The 15,539-nt window shown below is 35.2% G+C and carries 18 protein-coding genes; 7 read left to right on the forward strand and 11 right to left on the reverse strand.

Annotated features, from left to right (window positions below; translation table 11 throughout):
* Positions 1–353: 353 nt before the first annotated feature.
* From ACSVH2_RS00090 to gntH, 7 genes are all read left to right on the forward strand, one after another.
* Positions 354–1,271, forward strand: coding sequence for a carboxypeptidase-like regulatory domain-containing protein (locus ACSVH2_RS00090; RefSeq protein ID WP_438091120.1), 918 nt, complete (start codon positions 354–356; stop codon positions 1,269–1,271).
* Between the two features lie 471 nt (positions 1,272–1,742).
* Complete coding sequence (locus ACSVH2_RS00095; RefSeq protein ID WP_438091121.1) at positions 1,743–2,144, forward strand: hypothetical protein; 402 nt, start codon at positions 1,743–1,745, stop codon at positions 2,142–2,144.
* A gap of 168 nt (positions 2,145–2,312) precedes the next feature.
* Positions 2,313–2,804, forward strand: coding sequence for a hypothetical protein (locus ACSVH2_RS00100; protein ID WP_438091122.1), 492 nt, complete (start codon positions 2,313–2,315; stop codon positions 2,802–2,804).
* Between the two features lie 173 nt (positions 2,805–2,977).
* On the forward strand, positions 2,978–3,388 hold the full coding sequence (locus ACSVH2_RS00105; RefSeq protein ID WP_438091123.1) for an energy transducer TonB: 411 nt from the start codon (positions 2,978–2,980) through the stop codon (positions 3,386–3,388).
* Between the two features lie 41 nt (positions 3,389–3,429).
* Positions 3,430–3,951, forward strand: a complete 522-nt coding sequence (locus ACSVH2_RS00110) for a hypothetical protein (RefSeq protein WP_438091124.1) — start codon at positions 3,430–3,432, stop codon at positions 3,949–3,951.
* 80 nt (positions 3,952–4,031) lie between these two features.
* Complete coding sequence (locus ACSVH2_RS00115; protein ID WP_438091125.1) at positions 4,032–4,418, forward strand: hypothetical protein; 387 nt, start codon at positions 4,032–4,034, stop codon at positions 4,416–4,418.
* A gap of 362 nt (positions 4,419–4,780) precedes the next feature.
* Positions 4,781–5,977 (forward strand): guanitoxin biosynthesis MBL fold metallo-hydrolase GntH, encoded by a 1,197-nt coding sequence (gene gntH, locus ACSVH2_RS00120; protein WP_438091126.1) that lies wholly within the window; start codon positions 4,781–4,783, stop codon positions 5,975–5,977.
* Between the two features lie 191 nt (positions 5,978–6,168).
* On the opposite strand, the gene ACSVH2_RS00125 is transcribed toward gntH, so the two are convergent.
* The 11 genes from ACSVH2_RS00125 to queA all read right to left on the reverse strand — a co-directional run bounded on the left by ACSVH2_RS00125 (position 6,169) and on the right by queA (position 15,485).
* Positions 6,169–6,870: a VIT1/CCC1 transporter family protein gene (locus ACSVH2_RS00125; RefSeq protein WP_438091127.1), complete on the reverse strand. Its 702-nt coding sequence runs from the start codon at positions 6,868–6,870 to the stop codon at positions 6,169–6,171.
* 225 nt (positions 6,871–7,095) lie between these two features.
* Positions 7,096–7,590 (reverse strand): DUF2231 domain-containing protein, encoded by a 495-nt coding sequence (locus tag ACSVH2_RS00130; protein WP_438091128.1) that lies wholly within the window; start codon positions 7,588–7,590, stop codon positions 7,096–7,098.
* Positions 7,591–7,602: 12 nt separating this feature from the next.
* A complete protein-coding gene (locus tag ACSVH2_RS00135; RefSeq protein WP_438091129.1) occupies positions 7,603–8,301 on the reverse strand; it encodes a rubrerythrin family protein in 699 nt (232 codons plus the stop codon).
* 24 nt (positions 8,302–8,325) lie between these two features.
* Positions 8,326–8,562, reverse strand: coding sequence for a hypothetical protein (locus ACSVH2_RS00140; RefSeq protein WP_438091130.1), 237 nt, complete (start codon positions 8,560–8,562; stop codon positions 8,326–8,328).
* 91 nt (positions 8,563–8,653) lie between these two features.
* Positions 8,654–10,030 carry a sensor histidine kinase gene (locus ACSVH2_RS00145; protein WP_438091131.1) on the reverse strand — a complete coding sequence of 459 codons (1,377 nt, stop codon included), beginning with the start codon at positions 10,028–10,030 and terminating at the stop codon, positions 8,654–8,656.
* Positions 10,027–10,704, reverse strand: a complete 678-nt coding sequence (locus tag ACSVH2_RS00150; RefSeq protein ID WP_438091132.1) for a response regulator transcription factor — start codon at positions 10,702–10,704, stop codon at positions 10,027–10,029. Before ACSVH2_RS00150 ends, ACSVH2_RS00145 begins: the two co-directional genes overlap by 4 nt.
* 17 nt (positions 10,705–10,721) lie before the next feature.
* The gene (locus ACSVH2_RS00155; protein ID WP_438091133.1) at positions 10,722–11,201 is read right to left on the reverse strand and encodes a DUF2231 domain-containing protein; all 480 of its coding nucleotides are present in this window, start codon (positions 11,199–11,201) and stop codon (positions 10,722–10,724) included.
* A gap of 205 nt (positions 11,202–11,406) precedes the next feature.
* Positions 11,407–12,492 (reverse strand): agmatinase family protein, encoded by a 1,086-nt coding sequence (locus ACSVH2_RS00160; protein WP_438091134.1) that lies wholly within the window; start codon positions 12,490–12,492, stop codon positions 11,407–11,409.
* Between the two features lie 58 nt (positions 12,493–12,550).
* Positions 12,551–12,913 (reverse strand): four helix bundle protein, encoded by a 363-nt coding sequence (locus tag ACSVH2_RS00165; protein WP_438091135.1) that lies wholly within the window; start codon positions 12,911–12,913, stop codon positions 12,551–12,553.
* An 83-nt stretch (positions 12,914–12,996) separates the two neighbouring features.
* Complete coding sequence (gene kynU, locus ACSVH2_RS00170) at positions 12,997–14,280, reverse strand: kynureninase (protein WP_438091136.1); 1,284 nt, start codon at positions 14,278–14,280, stop codon at positions 12,997–12,999.
* 155 nt (positions 14,281–14,435) lie between these two features.
* On the reverse strand, positions 14,436–15,485 hold the full coding sequence (gene queA, locus ACSVH2_RS00175) for a tRNA preQ1(34) S-adenosylmethionine ribosyltransferase-isomerase QueA (RefSeq protein WP_438091137.1): 1,050 nt from the start codon (positions 15,483–15,485) through the stop codon (positions 14,436–14,438).
* Between the last annotated feature and the right edge of the window lie 54 nt (positions 15,486–15,539).

Raw genomic sequence — 15,539 nt, forward strand, 5'->3', positions numbered from 1 at the left:
AAGGCAGATTTCCTCCAAGTTTTTTTAAGAGTGCCAAAAAAAATGTAATCGCTCATCAAAATAGCTACAGCTATCATCAATACAACTACATAATATAGAAAAACAAATGCATCTATTAACAAAACAAATAAATATCTTTATAAAACAACTATATCTTTTATAAAAACAAATGCATCTCTGAACAAAACAAATTAATTTATAAATAAAGCAAGCTTATCTATTAGTAAAACAAACGCATCTCTTACCTAAACAATTCAATTTAAACATCAAAAACTTGCATATTCCAAAAAAAGATATATAATTTGTAATACCATATCTACAATAGCATAACTAACTTATTAAATTACAAGGCTATGACATCCGTACAATCCAACAAAGTAAACATGTTTCTAGTGGTTATAGAAAACCTAAGAAACCAAGCACCCGAAACACTTCAAAGCATCCCAAACTTCAACCAACTCTTTGAAGAATTCAAATCAAAATTCGAAGAACTACAGCAAAACAGTAGCAAACAATCCGCTAGCGGAAAAGGACTTCGAATAGATAAACTCGACAAAAAGGACATCATGATATCCCTAGCACTCAACACAGCCAACTGTGTCCGTGCCTACGCCGACTCAATTAACAACATCGTCCTCGAAAAAAGCATGACGTTCACAAAAACTCGACTCATACGTCTTCGTGAACTATCCGTGGCAACCAGCTGTAGCTACATACACACCATCGCAACACAAAATAGCCAACAACTAATCCCATACGGCATAACACAAACCACACTCGATGAATTAAAAGATGCCATCAGCCAATATGAAGTAAGCAACATACAACCTAGAACCAATATCTTAAAAAAGAAAACAACAACCCAAAAAATAAAAGAACTAATAAATGAATGCAACACCATTCTAGAACGAATGGATAAACTCGTTAAAATACTAAAACTAACCAACCCACGCTTCGTCGAAAGCTACTACTTCTCCCGAAAAACAATAAACCGTCATGGCTCAAAACTAGCCATACGTGGCATCATAACCAACGAAGATGGAACACCAATACAAGGAGCCAAAATAAAAATAGCCAAAATAAAAAACACAGCCACCACAACCACCAAAGGCTACTTCGAATTCAAAAACCTACCACCAGGTTTCCACAAAATAACCATCACACACCCCAACTATAAACCCATCGAGGAACAAGTAGGAACTATAAAACGCATGCGACTCCAACTCAACAGAACCATGCAACCAGTACAAGAAAACGAAAACGTCGCATAATCCAAATAATACTTGTCATGCTGTCTCGTCTTTTGGGACGAGAGAAGCATCTCATCAAACAATTTATATCCTTTAATAATTTATAAGATTAATTTCTATATTTACAATTGTAATAAAGTCTGACGGTTGTCAGACCTATAAGATAGTTAGCTGCAACCCTATGACGACACAGCAAACTCGAAACTGACGACAAGAAATGAACTACAAAATCGTAACAATCTCATTGACAATTTTACTCATCGGACTGGTGGTTACGACAGCAATTCTTGACCAAAATAAATCAAATTGGGTTTGCGGACCTGTTCTTATTTTGGTTGGACTTGTTTTAGGTGTTATTCAACTTATTCTTGCTCGTATAACCATTACAACAACAAGACATAAACTTAAAATGACACTCGTGATTTTTAGTGGAGTAATTTTACTCTTCTATACCTGGGGCTTTATTAACTTCTTGACAAACTGTAGCTGACAATGTTTATTTCAACTCTTCTTTTAATCCCTTGGATTGTTTTCGGGTTCAGACATCCAGAAAATAAGTATTTAGGACTTCGGCAGACAAGAAAATCTCTACTGACACTACTAATAGTTGAAATAGCATTCTTCACTTTACTAATTCTTTTGCTTGACAAGCCCGACCCAAATGTTGCAGGACAAGGAAGTTTCGCTTGGATGTATATGTTCTTTTATGAGAAAGGAATTTTTCCTCTCTTGACACTAACTGAAAACTTTAACCCTGTTTCAGACGCAATAATTGATAAAGATTATAAGTGGTTGTATTTGTTGACAGCGTTATTTATGGACTACATAATTTTAAAACTTATTAGTCCGGCAATCTTTAACTTTAGAAAACAAAGGAATGAAAACGACAGATAGAAGGGCAGCAGCTAACAGCACATTTGCAATAGGCGGGGGTTCGTACTCCGCAGATAGTTTAGTGGTAGCCGAAAGTTTTGTGCTCCGCATCAACATTTGTGCTAAAAATCCCGCCCATCGCAAATCTGCCAGAACGTTAGTGGCAACCAATCCTCAAAAAACGTAAAAATGAAGAAAGTATTACTGATATTGATTTTATTGTCATTTGTAAATTGTAAAAAGAAGACAGCATATTTTAATTTATCAATTTTAAATCAAGATTATAATTTAAATTTACAAACTGGTGAATATAAAATGGAATGGTATAATAATTACAGCGACAAGATAAAGTTAACTCAAAATGAAAAAGAAAAAATAAATGAGTTAATTTTTAAATATCATCTAGATACTTTAAAAGGTATTAAATTGGTGGAAGATAATAAAAACTCAATTATGCCGTATTTTAATGACGTATTCATTTTGAAAGAAGAAAAAGATACCGTCTCCAGAATAGATATTTCTAGGCAGGCAAATTTAAACTCAAAATTTACTAAAACTGAAATTGATATATTAAATTTCAGAAAAGACATTTTTGAACTTTTAGAAGAAAACTCAGATTTCAGAAGAAATTTAGATACATTAGAAGTCGCGAAGAAAAAAGTCCAAAGATTATTCCTCTAAATTTTGGCAGCCACTAACAGGCGTTTGGCAAGATTGCGAATTTTGTAGTAAATACACGTTTACATTTCGCAAGAATTTTTATCTTAGTGGAAAATATGCCGTTACGAAGTTCGCCACTATCACAAGCCGCAATACGTTATGCAGCATTGTACAAAACCTAAATAACAAGAAAAATGAAATTTTTATTACAATTAAGTTTACTAGCAATCTTCAATATTAGTTTTGCTCAAAATAATAATACTATTGAAATACAAAAAGATAGTCTAACTGATAATAAAATACAAAAAGTAGAAAAAACATCCAGCGGTGGCCTAGATAAATTCTACAAATACATAAGTGATAATTTTAGATCTCCAAATGTATATAATTTCCCTGGAGGAAAAGAAATTGTAGAATTTACCATAAAAACGGATGGGACTGTTGGAAACATAAAAATATTAAAAGACATAGGATACGGAGTTGGAGAGCAAATAAAAAAAATTCTACAAAAAAGCCCTAAATGGACGCCAGCTGTAAAGGATGGACAACCTGTTGAATGCACATACACACTTCCTATTAATATTCCAAGAGGTATAGATGAATAGAGAAGAACAACGCTACATAACAGCGCACAAAACTTAAAAAAATGATACTAATTAATAATATGACAAATTTGAAAATTTTATACTCCATAACTCTATTATTTCTATTTGAAAATATTTCAGCGCAAATGCTTGAAGGATATGAATCTAGCACTATTCAAATTGAAGCTAAAAAAGGTTTAAACAAAAAAAATGGAACAGGATATTTCTTTGGATTCACTTCAGAAAAAGACAAAAGTTCATATACAGCAATTGTTGTCAATAAAGATCTAATAAATGGCTCAGAAAATATTCAACTTTATTTTAATAAGGAAAAAGTAAACGAAAGTGACAAACCTGAAACATATTTATATACAATACCTAATAACAAGGAATATGTTTTCAATGATCCAAATCAAGAGAATAAGTTAGCTTTTATTCACATGGGGAAAATATATAACGAATTAGAAAAAAAGGGCGTCAGCACTTCGGAAATTTATATGTTTCCAAATTTTATAGAAATGTTACAAATACCAATTTCAAATAAAGATTTACAGGAATTAAAAACTAGTTGGGAAAAGAAATAAAACAAATAAGTCTCACACTACAGCCGTAACCTTTGCACAACCTCTCAAAAAGTTAAATACTCAACATAAACACAAAAACAATGAAAAGTCAATTTAAAAAAGCAGCACTGAAGATGGTATTCCTTTTACTTTTTATTACCAATTTGAATGCCCAAAATGGTATAGCTAATTTTGAAATAAAATTTTATTTAGATAGCAATCGAATTACTATGGAAAGTGTGAATGGCAATAATTGGAATACTTTAGCTGTTAAAAGCAATTCCTTTTATTTAAACCAAAATGGGATGGTTACTATTGAAAATAACCATGAGGAATACGAAAACTCAAAGTATATCATTGCCATAACCAGAAAAGGGAAAAAAATAACTTTGGTTGGGAAAAAAGGAACAAAATGGAAAGACTTAGTTTTTGAAATACCTGACAAAGAAACGTTTGTTGTAGTAAATCAAAACGGAATTAAAAGCTAAAACTCCATTCGATGATTTAATTATAGTTGATTTTACAAAAACTTCATATATACTCCTATAATTGTTTGACTTTGCTCAGTTTTTGGAATAAAAACTAAGTTCATATACAAGTTAGCAACAATTGTAACGCAGATAGACATACAGATTCGATATTGACAAAATTAAAATAAGAAAGCATTTAGCTTTATAACTGTTAATTGCAGATTAAAGTAAACTTGTTTTGTTTTTTTACTTCCCACAAAAAATTAAAAACAATCAAACTATAAATTTATAAACACCTACTATTTTTCGTAAATTTGTGGATAAACTTAGAACTTATAAAATAAATAAAAAGCCTCTCTAAACATTAATGAATTTGAATTATGAAATATTTACAATCACTGCGTTTTTTTCACTGTAGCTTACTTTCTGTAACGCTGCTAATGGTGTCCTGCAATGATGCAGCTAAAGATACAAAGTTGAAATCTGGCTCTGCCGATAGTATGGCGCAACAGAAATTATCGGTTATTGATTCCACTACTAAGTTGGCTTACGAAGGTGCTGTCATACCTTTAACAACCACACCTATAGTAGGTAATCCAAAAAAATACGCTGCTACCTTCATTCCGGGTACTGAGGAACTTGGACAGGATGAGATAAGAGTTACCATATTAGGCAGTGGCGATCCGTTTGTGAAATCCAGTCAAGCATCAGCATCTATCTTAATAGAGGTGGGAAACAAGGAGAAGGATGTGTTCTTTTTTGATCTTGGCGCTGGCGCATTACGTAATTTTACCGGATTAAAATTGCCATTGAATTCGGCCTCTAAGGTGTTTGCCACTCATTTGCATACCGATCATGTTGGCGATATGGCTGCACTTGTTTGGAGCATAGGTAAGAGTGGAAGGAATGTTCCTGTTGAGCTATGGGGACCATCAGGTGCTACTAAAGAATTGGGCACTGAGTCCTATGCCAAGCATTTAATGTTGGCACATGCATGGGATACTGAGGCGATGAAAGAAAATCCTAGTAAATCGGGTGCAAAGATTATTGCAACTGAAATCCCAAGCGACAAACCAACCAAAATATATGAACGCAACGGAGTGGTAATATCTTCCTTTCCTGTAAAACATATGATTGCTGGACCTGTAGGCTTGCGACTCGACTACAACGGCAGATCTATCGTGTACTCTGGCGACACCACTCCTACCGATAGTATACAAGTAGCTTCCAAAGGCGGTGTTGACCTGCTTATTCATGAGACATTTCCTGACGCGGTAACGTTTTCAAAAAAGGCCGGTTGGCCACTTGAAGTCGCTAAAACAGCGCTAAGCCACTTGCACACTAGTCCTGCCATGGCTGGAAAGATATTTAAGCAAGCCGATGCTCGAATGTCGGTTATATTCCATCTTGCTGTTGATCATGAAACTGTGGGTTCTGTTTATAAAGAAATGAGGGGAGAATATGATGGTCCTGTAACAATTGCTCAGGATTTGACTGTTTTTAACATTACAAAAGAAGGTGTTGTTGTTCGGCAAGCAGTCACTGATCCTGTGGCTTGGCCTGTGCTTTCTAAGTAAGCTGGAGCCATTAATTAATCAAACCAAAGGTGTTTATAAGTAATATTCTCCAAACCAATGCAATTTCGTAATCACTACAGCTTATAGAGTAAACTCTATAGTTAAAAACCCTTTCAGAGTTTCACACTCTGAAAGGGTTTATTTTTAAAACCGGCATCAATTTCCAATACAGTAGTTTAAGAAACTATACATTATACTCTAACTCCAAAGATATAACCCACCAAAGCGGATAAGCCCATAGCAATGGTTCCCCAAATAGTAATACGGAAAATAGCTTTATTTATGCTCGAACCACCAGTTTTTGCAGCAATGGTTCCCAAAATCACTAGAAAAAGTATCGTAAAACCGTAAAGCCAATATTCCATACCCTTTAAAGGAGCAAAAAGGATAACCAAAAGCGGTAAAACTCCTCCAACACTAAAAGCCGCACCCGAGGCTACAGCAGCTTGAATGGGATTGGCCTGACTAATCTCGTTTATTCCCAATTCATCGCGGATATGAGCGCCCAATGCATCATTGGCAGTTAACTCAGTGGCTACTTGAAGGGCAGTTTCTTTTTTCAGTCCTCTTTTCTCATAGATTTGCGCAAGAATTTGTAATTCCTCATCGGGCATATCTTCAAGTTCTTGTATTTCTCTTTGGATATCTGCTTTTTCTGTATCGGTTTGTGAACTCACCGAAACATATTCACCAGCAGCCATAGATAATGCACCAGCTACAAGTCCGGCAACCGTTGCTAAAACAATGGGTTCTCTTGTTGAACTGGCAGCGGCCACACCTATTGCAAGACTGGAAATAGAAATAATTCCATCGTTTGCTCCCAGCACAGCAGCTCTCAACCAATTGCTTCTGTGGATGTAATGACTGTCTAAATAGTTATCTATTGTTATCATTTTCTTCGTTGTTTTTTAAATTAGGACTTAACCATATTGGCTAGAATACATCGCTAGTATAACTAAAGACAATAGGGTTCGTAAAGGGAATCTATATTCTGATGAAGAGCTACACGAATGTACTATAATTAACCGATAGATCACAGTTATTTTGCTTAAAAAAAGCGACCCAACATGAATCGCTTTGTGAATTATTGTTCTTTTTAATGGAGAATGTTGTTGCTGTTAATCGTCGTCACCTTCTTGTTCTCCGCCTTGTTCTCCTGCATTTTGTGTCACTCCAGCAGCAATTTCGGTGTGGCGTATTTGTCCACCAAGATATCCTGTTCTTGCTACTAACACAAAACTAACAATCGAAAGGAATAACGTAACCATAGTCAGCATTTTTGAAAAAGGGCTTTTTTTGTAAAGTGTCAAAGCACTGGCTAGAGCAGCAACTCCGAGTACAATTAAACCTATTAGGGCAAATTGGGCAAAATCGGCGTGTTGTTCAATCACACTTTCTGAAACTCCTTGAATATTTTCTACCGTTTCTTCGGCAGCTTCTCCCGTTACATAGGCAATAACAGCTCCAATAGTTGAAATAATAAACAAGAAGTAGGAAGCTAGTATAGTAGTATCACTTTTGCGCCACATTCCAAAAACTAAGACAAAAACTCCGAGTAGTGAACCAAAAATAGGCAAGTGTGTAATGAGTAAATGCAAGTGTGTTTGATCCATGATTTCTAAAATTTACAATGTGTTGATTTTTACAAATTTTTCTCCGCTTGTCATGGAAATTCCACAACGTTTTGGTGCTGTTGCATCGTAGGTGTTACCACATGTTGGACACACAAAATAGGTAGTGGCTAGCGTGTTTACTTTATTAGCTACCAAAGCTGCTAATGCTTTTTCATAAAACTCTTTGTGTTTTTTCTCGGTTTTATAAGCATAGTTCAAACTGATTAATGCTAGTTGATTGCCTGCATTGTTAGCATCTTTTAGGAATGCTGGATACATTTCGTTGGCTTCATAGGTTTCTCCTTTGATGGCAAACTCAAGGTTTTCTTTTGTTGAATTCACTTTTACATCTAACACGGCTGGTTTTACCTCAACTCCCATTTCTTCTAAAACGGCTTTGTGATTACCGGCGTGTACTTTTTCTGCTAAAGATGCTGCTTTAAAAAGCATGGCAATTTCTTTGTATCCTTCTTCGGCGGCTTTTTTAGAAAATGCAGCATATCTTGCTGTTGCGTTTGACTCGCCATTGAAAGCGTCTTGTAAATTAGCAATGGTTTTGGTTTTTGCCTCATCTACGTTTACCGAAGCTTTTTCAGTAGTTGTTTCTACTGGTTTTTTCATCTCAGCTTTGTTATCTTCTGCGTTTTTACAAGAGAATAAACTTAGACTGCTAAGAATTAGTAATGCTGGTATAAATGCTTTATTTTTCATTTTGTATGTTTTTAAGTTATTGTATTATTTTTCGTTTTTCTCGTTTTCTTCATTTTCTTCTGTCTCTTTGGTTTCTTTAGACATCGGAGAATCTTTTGCTACCTCTGGTTTGGTTGTAACAGCAGTGGTATCCACTGGTGCTGTAGTAGTTGTTTCAGGAACTACAGGAGTTTCTGTTTGTGCAGGTTCATTGTTTTTGCAGGATACTAACAAACTTACTGTTAGAATCATTAAACCGATAGTGATTGGATTTGTTTTCATTTCTTTACCTTTTTAGTTGTTATTTCTAAGGCAAAGTTGCGACGGGTTGTCTTTAGCTTTTCTTTGTGATTTCTTAAATTAAGCTAAAGTTTTAGTCATTGAAAACTAAATGGAAAGAAGTTCCTTTTGTCTCAACACTCTCCACTGTGATGTTGATGTTTTGCATTTCGCAAAGTCGTTTTACAATAGACAATCCTAGTCCGTTTCCAGGAATGTGAGAACTTCGAGAATTGTCTGCTCTGTAAAAACGGTCAAAAAGAAAAGAAACTTGCTCGGGTGGAATACCTATACCATCGTCTTTGATGGTTAGTGTTTTTTGTTTTGCATTCCAATCGCAATATACATTTCCATTAGGTTGATTGTATTTTACAGCATTGGTAATGAGGTTGTCTAATACTCTTTCGAGCAGCATTTCGTCGGCTTGTATTATCGTGTTATTGGGGATATTGTTATGAAAATTGATTTTATTAGTCTTGAAAAAGTCTTGATGTGTTGTGGCAATTTTTTGAATAACATTATCTAGTACAACCTTTTCTTTTTTTACAGATAGTACATTAGACTCTAGTCGAGCGAGTTGCAGCAATTGATCAAACAGGAGTGACAATCTATCGGTTTGTAGCACTACTTCATTCAACTTGGTTTGGTATTGCTCTGGTGTTCGTGGCTTTCTGAGCAAGACTTCAACAATACCTTTTATGGCTGCTAATGGCGTTTGCATTTCGTGGGAAGCATCAGAAGTAAATTGTTTTTGTTGGTAAAAACTATTTTCCAATCGGTTTAATAATTCGTTTATGGTAGTGGCAAGTTGTTGTATTTCGTCATCATTTTGTGGCACTGGCAAACGCGAATTAATGTTGGCATAATTAATTTTTGCTGCTGAATTTATTAATTCATTCACTGGCGCAATAGCTTTTGAAGCTACAAAAGACAATATAAAATAGATTACTGACAACATGAAGAAGTAAGTCAAACACAATACTATCAAAAGATTATGAAGTACGTTATAGGACTCTTGTTGTGAAACACCGATGGTTAATTGTCCTATTATTTTATTCTCGTTATTAAAAACCGGGAATTGTCCTTGTCTTATTCTTTGATTGTTTATGATTGCATTATAAAAGGTGGTTTTTTCAATTGTAGGGTTGAAGAGGAAATGATTTTCCTGTAAGTTTGCCGACTTAAAAACAGTGTTGCCTTTGATGTCAACAATTTGAATAAAGGTTGGATTTATTTCTATTTGTTTGTGTTCTGCTTCCTCCCATTCGGGCATTTTGTTCATGATAATTTCATCGCCACTCCAATCTAAGTTATTAAAAACTTCTATTTTTTCAGTAGTAATATCATCATCCAAATGCTTGTATGAGGTATAAAAAACAACCGCATATATGACAATAAATGCCACAGCCATAAGGATGGCAATGGCAAACATGTTATAGGTTGCAATTCTTTTTTTAAAGCTTAATTTCATTGGCTTTCATTAATCTTATAACCTATTCCGCGAATGGTTTGAATAATTGATTCTTCGTTTTTATCATCTAGTTTTTTTCGCAATCCGTTGATAAAAACATCAATTACCGATGTGTCTTTGTCAAAATGAATATCCCAAATTTTTTCCATAATTCTGGTGCGGCGACAAACTTTCCCGTTGTTACGCAGTAAATACTCGAGCAGGGCAAACTCTTTTTGGGTAAGCTCTACTATTTCTCCATTTTTTGTGACTTGATGAGAGTCGATGTTCATGCTGATGTTTCTTGTTTTGAAAACAGTTTGTTCACCAGCGCTATTGCGAAGCAAAACACGCATTCGTGCTAGGAGTTCTTCAAACGCAAAAGGTTTTTTGAGGTAGTCATTAGCTCCAGTTTCTAGACCGAAAACCGTGTCATCAACCGTGTCTTTAGCGGTTAAAAAAATAATAGGAACTGTTTTGTTTTCTTTGCGAACGTTTCTACAAATCTCTATTCCACTAACCCCAGGAAGCATCCAATCGAGCAGTATGATGTCGTATTCGTTGATATAATCCATTGCCAGTTCAAGGCCTTTCCTGCCATTGTTTGCCACATCAACGGCAAATCCTTCTTCTTCAAGTCCTTCTTTTAAAAACCCTGAAATAGCGGATTCATCTTCTACCAATAAAACTCTCATAGTATTATTTTAACCTGTTATTTACTTTCATTTTCAAGGTCGGCACCAGAGAAATCAGGAAGTCCCAATTCTACTCCAGCTCCGTGTTTATAAACCAATTGTCCGCCTAAATATCCGGTTCTAGCAATAGCGCCAACAACAGCAGCAAATAAAATTACGCTCATTATTTTGGCCCATCGTTGGTTATATTTAAAAATAAAAATAGCGATATAAACCACAGCTGTTGCAATGGTAAGCCATAACGCAATAATAGCGGCTTCCTCGTGCATCCCAATTGCTTTACCTAGTGTTCCCTCTTCCATTCCCTCGCCTGCAGCGTCGCCAGAAAGATAAGAAACAATAGTGCCAATGGTTCCCACAAGCAATAGATAAAAAGCAACTTGATTGAAAAATGTTTTTTTGAAAAACAATCCGATTAATTCAGATAAAAATCCGATGATTAATATAGCGATAGGAAAATGAATTACCATCGCATGAAGGTGAGTTGAAGATATCATAATATACTAATTTTATACAAAGGTGGCGTCAAAAAAATTTGGAACGGGTTAATGATTTCTTAAGATTTTCTAAAGAAAAACAATATTAAAGGTACAACAAAAACAGGAATGATACAACTGTACTTTTAATAACAAAACCCTTTCAGCATTTAAATACTAAAAGGGTTTCTTGATTTATAATCGATAATTCAAGTAATGCGATGTTTTATTTTCTAGGGAAGTTTATTTTTTGTCCCACATTCATTCCGTTGTTCTTGGCTAAAACCCCACACATGTGGAAAAGCATTCTTGCGCCTACATTTCCATCCCAATCGGTTTCGCCAGGCGCAACTTCTACCAAATCAAAACCGATGATTTCTTTACCACTTTCGGCTAATTTATTAAACAAATAAGTAGCTTGTTCAAAAGAAAATCCTCCCGGTACTGGTGTTCCTGTGCTTGGTGCATACCACTGATACATGCCATCAATATCAAAACTAATACACACTTTTTGGGGCAAGGTTGCGATGATGTCCTCACATTGTTGTGCCCAAGTTTTTCCGGCAAACATTTCGGCTTTCAAATCCGCATCGGTGTTAACTAACACTCTTCCCTTTTCTTTTTGCACTACGGCTACCTCTTGTTCACAGAAATCACGAATTCCTACTTGCGTAATTTTAGTAATCTGAGGAATTTTCAAGGCATTGTACATTATAGAGGCATGAGAATAGGTAAACCCTTCATAGGCAATTCGCAAATCCATGTGGGCATCGAGATGCAGAATTCCAAAATTGTCATGGATAGTTGCCAATGCTTCATAATACCCCAATGGTGTAGAATGATCGCCACCAAGCAGTGCTACTTTTTTGCCTTGCTTCATCCAATACAAAACGCGTTCTTTCACTTCGGTGTGCAACTCACGACACACTTTGTTGATGCTGTCTAAATCAGCTTGTAACGCAGGATATGTTTCAATAGCTTCACCACTTTCGAGCATTTCGATGATGGGTTGTGCTAATGCTTTGTATTTCTCAGAATTGGTTGCCCAATGCGGTGGAGCTTCGTCAAGATACATGCCTAATTTCCATAACTCGGGAAAATCTTGGTGGTTTAAATCTACTTGAAAGGAAGCGTCAAGCACCGCATTTGGTCCTTCAGAAGCGCCTGCACCATAACTTACCGTTACTTCCCACGGCACAGGAATAATAATAATTTCTGATTGTTCGGCTGAAAATGGTAACCCAAAAACAGTAGCATCCGCTAATCCTGGTTGCGATGGGTCAAAAGTGTCTATGATTTGTTGTTTGGTCATTATTTTAGATTTTCAGATTAAGGATTTTGGATTTTCAGAATAGAGTTTATAGAAAAATCTACTGATTTTTATTTTGTAAATATTTGATGAATTTAATAATCATCTTAATAATTGAAGAAACTTCGTCATTAAGAAAACTGTAATTATCCTCTGAAATAAAGTTTAATTCTAATGCAACTAATAATTGAGTTTCTATTTCATAGCAAGAACCAAGTGCATTTTCAAGAAATATTACAAAGTGTTTATCCGAAGATTTTGCAGAACCTTCTGCAATATTTGATGGAATTGATATTACTGCTCTTTTTAATTGTGATATCAATCCGAATTTTTCAGAATCAGGAAATGTATCCGATATTTTATAGATTTTCGGACACAACTTGATGCTGCCTTTCCAAATTTCAAGTTCTTTATAGTTATGCATTACTTTCGTTTATGTTAAATTCAATTTAAAATAGAAACTGGAAATCAACTTTCCGAAAATCAAAAATCCAATTGTCTAAAAATCTATTTAAGAGAGATTATTCCTTCTTTCAATATTTGTCCAAACTCATACATATCCTCATAAGAACAATAGAACGGTGCAGGTGCTAAACGGATTACATTAGGTTCACGCCAATCGGTGATTACGCCGTTTTTCATCAGGTAATCAAATAAGCTTCTTCCTTGCCCGTGCAGAAAAACAGATAATTGACAAGCGCGTTCTTCTTGATTGCTTGGTGTGATGATTTCAAATTCAGTACCGTCAATTTCATTATCAATTTCGTGAAGAATGAATTCTAAATAGGCTGTAATTTGGTTTCTTTTTTTAATCAGTTTTTGCATTCCTACTTCAGCAAACATTTCCACAGATGCTAAATAAGGTGCTAAAGATAGTATCGGTAAATTGCTTACTTGCCATCCATCGGCACCTACAATTGGGTCAAAAACAGGTTCCATTTTAAAACGACGTTCTTTGTTTTGCGCCCACCAACCGCCAAAACGAGCTAGGTCTTTATTGGCATGATGCTTTTCATGAATGAAACAACCCGATGCATTTCCTGGACCCGAATTCATATATTTATAACTACACCAAGCGGCAAAATCAATGTTCCAATCGTGCAATTGCAATTCGATATTTCCTGCGGCGTGTGCTAAATCAAAACCAACGATAGCACCTACTTTGTGTCCAGCTTCGGTGATGGTTTTCATATCAAACACTTGTCCTGTGTAATAATTCACGCCACCGATTAAAACCAAAGCCAACTCATCGCCTACTTCATTAATTTTTGCCAACACATCTTCTAAACGGATGTTGTGTTCACCTTCTCTTCTTTTGATTTCTACAATGGCATCTTCCGTTTTATATCCATGAAAATGAACTTGGCTTTGGAACATGTATTGGTCTGAAGGAAATGCTTTTTCTTCGCAAATGATTTTATACCGTGTTTTTGTGGGTTGGTAAAAAGACACCATCAGCAAATGTAAATTTACGGTAAGTGTATTCATTACGGTAATTTCGGATGGTTTTGCACCCATCAATTTCCCCAACGGATTGGCAAATCGCTCATGATAATCCCACCATGGTTTTTCGGCATAAAAATGTCCTTCAACGGCAAGGTTTGCCCAATCGTTCATGACATCATCTACATATTTCTTGGTGCGTTTGGGTTGTAACCCTAGAGAGTTTCCCGTAAAATAAATTACATTTTTTCCGTTGTGTTGTGGGAAGATAAACTCGTTTCTGTAGTCTTTTAATTCGTCTTGTGAGTCAAGTTGTTGTGCAAACTCGCGGGTATTTTGAAATGTCATTGTTTGTTTTATTTGTGGTGTAAAAGTATTGAAAAGTTAGAAGGCTACAAAGTCGGAAAGAAACAAAGTTTTGTACTATTGAAAAACGAAAAAACCCAATCTAGTTTTTCAAATTAGATTAGGTTTTATATGTAAAAATATGAAACTAGTTCAGATTAAATAATCAACATAGCATCACCATAAGAATAGAAACGGTATTTTTCTTTAACGGCTTCTTCGTAGGCTTTCTTCATTAAATCGTGACCACAAAAAGCAGAAACCATCATTAATAAAGTTGATTTTGGAGTGTGGAAATTAGTAACCATACAATCTGCAATACTGAAATCGTGTGGAGGAAAAATAAATTTATTGGTCCAACCTGTAAAAGGATTTAAAGTTCTTTGAGATGATACCGAACTCTCAATAGCACGCATGGATGTGGTTCCGATACAACATACTTTACTCTTTCTTTCTTTGGCCTTGTTGATAATATCACACGCTTGTTGTGTAATAATTAACTCTTCAGAGTCCATTTTATGTTTGGATAAATCTTCCACTTCCACTGGATTGAAAGTTCCTAAACCTACGTGTAATGTAACCTCAGCAAAATCAATTCCTTTAATTTCTAATCTTTTCAAAAGATGTTTTGAGAAATGCAAACCTGCTGTTGGAGCTGCTACTGCACCTTCTTCTTTAGCATAAATGGTTTGGTAACGCTCTGCATCTTCTTCAGTAACTTCGCGGTTGATGTATTTTGGAATAGGAGTTTCTCCTAGTTCTGTTAATTTTTTTCTGAATTCAGTGTATGAACCGTCATATAAAAAACGTAATGTTCTCCCACGAGAAGTAGTGTTATCAATTACCTCTGCTACTAACGAGTCGTCATCGCCAAAATATAATTTATTCCCAATTCTGATTTTACGAGCTGGATCTACCAATACATCCCAAAGACGTTGCTCTGCATTCAATTCTCTTAATAAGAAAACTTCAATACGTGCTCCAGTTTTTTCTTTGTTTCCATACATACGTGCCGGAAAAACTTTGGTATTGTTCAAAATCATTACATCGCCGTCATCAAAATAATCGATAATGTCTTTGAACAATTTGTGCTCAATAGTTTTTGTTTTTCTGTTAACGACCATCAAACGTGATTCGTCTCTGTTTTCTGTTGGGAATTCGGCTAGTAATTCGTTTGGTAAATTGAATTGGAAATGAGATAATTTCATTTTATAGTATTAAGATTTTAGAATTAAGTATTAAGACGTTAGCCTTAATTAAGT

It is taken from the genome of Flavobacterium sp. RSB2_4_14, from assembly GCF_051547085.1.
Lineage (GTDB): Bacteria > Bacteroidota > Bacteroidia > Flavobacteriales > Flavobacteriaceae > Flavobacterium.

Coding starts and splice junctions, on each gene's coding strand:
- ACSVH2_RS00150 (WP_438091132.1), bottom strand. CDS start 10,704: ATGAGAGTTTTATTGGTAGAAGATGAATCCGCTATTTCAGGGTTTTTA.
- ACSVH2_RS00095 (WP_438091121.1), top strand. CDS start 1,743: ATGTTTATTTCAACTCTTCTTTTAATCCCTTGGATTGTTTTCGGGTTC.
- ACSVH2_RS00130 (WP_438091128.1), bottom strand. CDS start 7,590: ATGGATCAAACACACTTGCATTTACTCATTACACACTTGCCTATTTTT.
- ACSVH2_RS00100 (WP_438091122.1), top strand. CDS start 2,313: ATGAAGAAAGTATTACTGATATTGATTTTATTGTCATTTGTAAATTGT.
- ACSVH2_RS00125 (WP_438091127.1), bottom strand. CDS start 6,870: ATGATAACAATAGATAACTATTTAGACAGTCATTACATCCACAGAAGC.
- ACSVH2_RS00090 (WP_438091120.1), top strand. CDS start 354: ATGACATCCGTACAATCCAACAAAGTAAACATGTTTCTAGTGGTTATA.
- ACSVH2_RS00155 (WP_438091133.1), bottom strand. CDS start 11,201: ATGATATCTTCAACTCACCTTCATGCGATGGTAATTCATTTTCCTATC.
- ACSVH2_RS00135 (WP_438091129.1), bottom strand. CDS start 8,301: ATGAAAAATAAAGCATTTATACCAGCATTACTAATTCTTAGCAGTCTA.
- ACSVH2_RS00115 (WP_438091125.1), top strand. CDS start 4,032: ATGAAAAGTCAATTTAAAAAAGCAGCACTGAAGATGGTATTCCTTTTA.
- queA (WP_438091137.1), bottom strand. CDS start 15,485: ATGAAATTATCTCATTTCCAATTCAATTTACCAAACGAATTACTAGCC.
- ACSVH2_RS00165 (WP_438091135.1), bottom strand. CDS start 12,913: ATGCATAACTATAAAGAACTTGAAATTTGGAAAGGCAGCATCAAGTTG.
- ACSVH2_RS00110 (WP_438091124.1), top strand. CDS start 3,430: ATGATACTAATTAATAATATGACAAATTTGAAAATTTTATACTCCATA.
- ACSVH2_RS00160 (WP_438091134.1), bottom strand. CDS start 12,492: ATGACCAAACAACAAATCATAGACACTTTTGACCCATCGCAACCAGGA.
- ACSVH2_RS00140 (WP_438091130.1), bottom strand. CDS start 8,562: ATGAAAACAAATCCAATCACTATCGGTTTAATGATTCTAACAGTAAGT.
- gntH (WP_438091126.1), top strand. CDS start 4,781: ATGAAATATTTACAATCACTGCGTTTTTTTCACTGTAGCTTACTTTCT.
- ACSVH2_RS00105 (WP_438091123.1), top strand. CDS start 2,978: ATGAAATTTTTATTACAATTAAGTTTACTAGCAATCTTCAATATTAGT.
- ACSVH2_RS00145 (WP_438091131.1), bottom strand. CDS start 10,030: ATGAAATTAAGCTTTAAAAAAAGAATTGCAACCTATAACATGTTTGCC.
- kynU (WP_438091136.1), bottom strand. CDS start 14,280: ATGACATTTCAAAATACCCGCGAGTTTGCACAACAACTTGACTCACAA.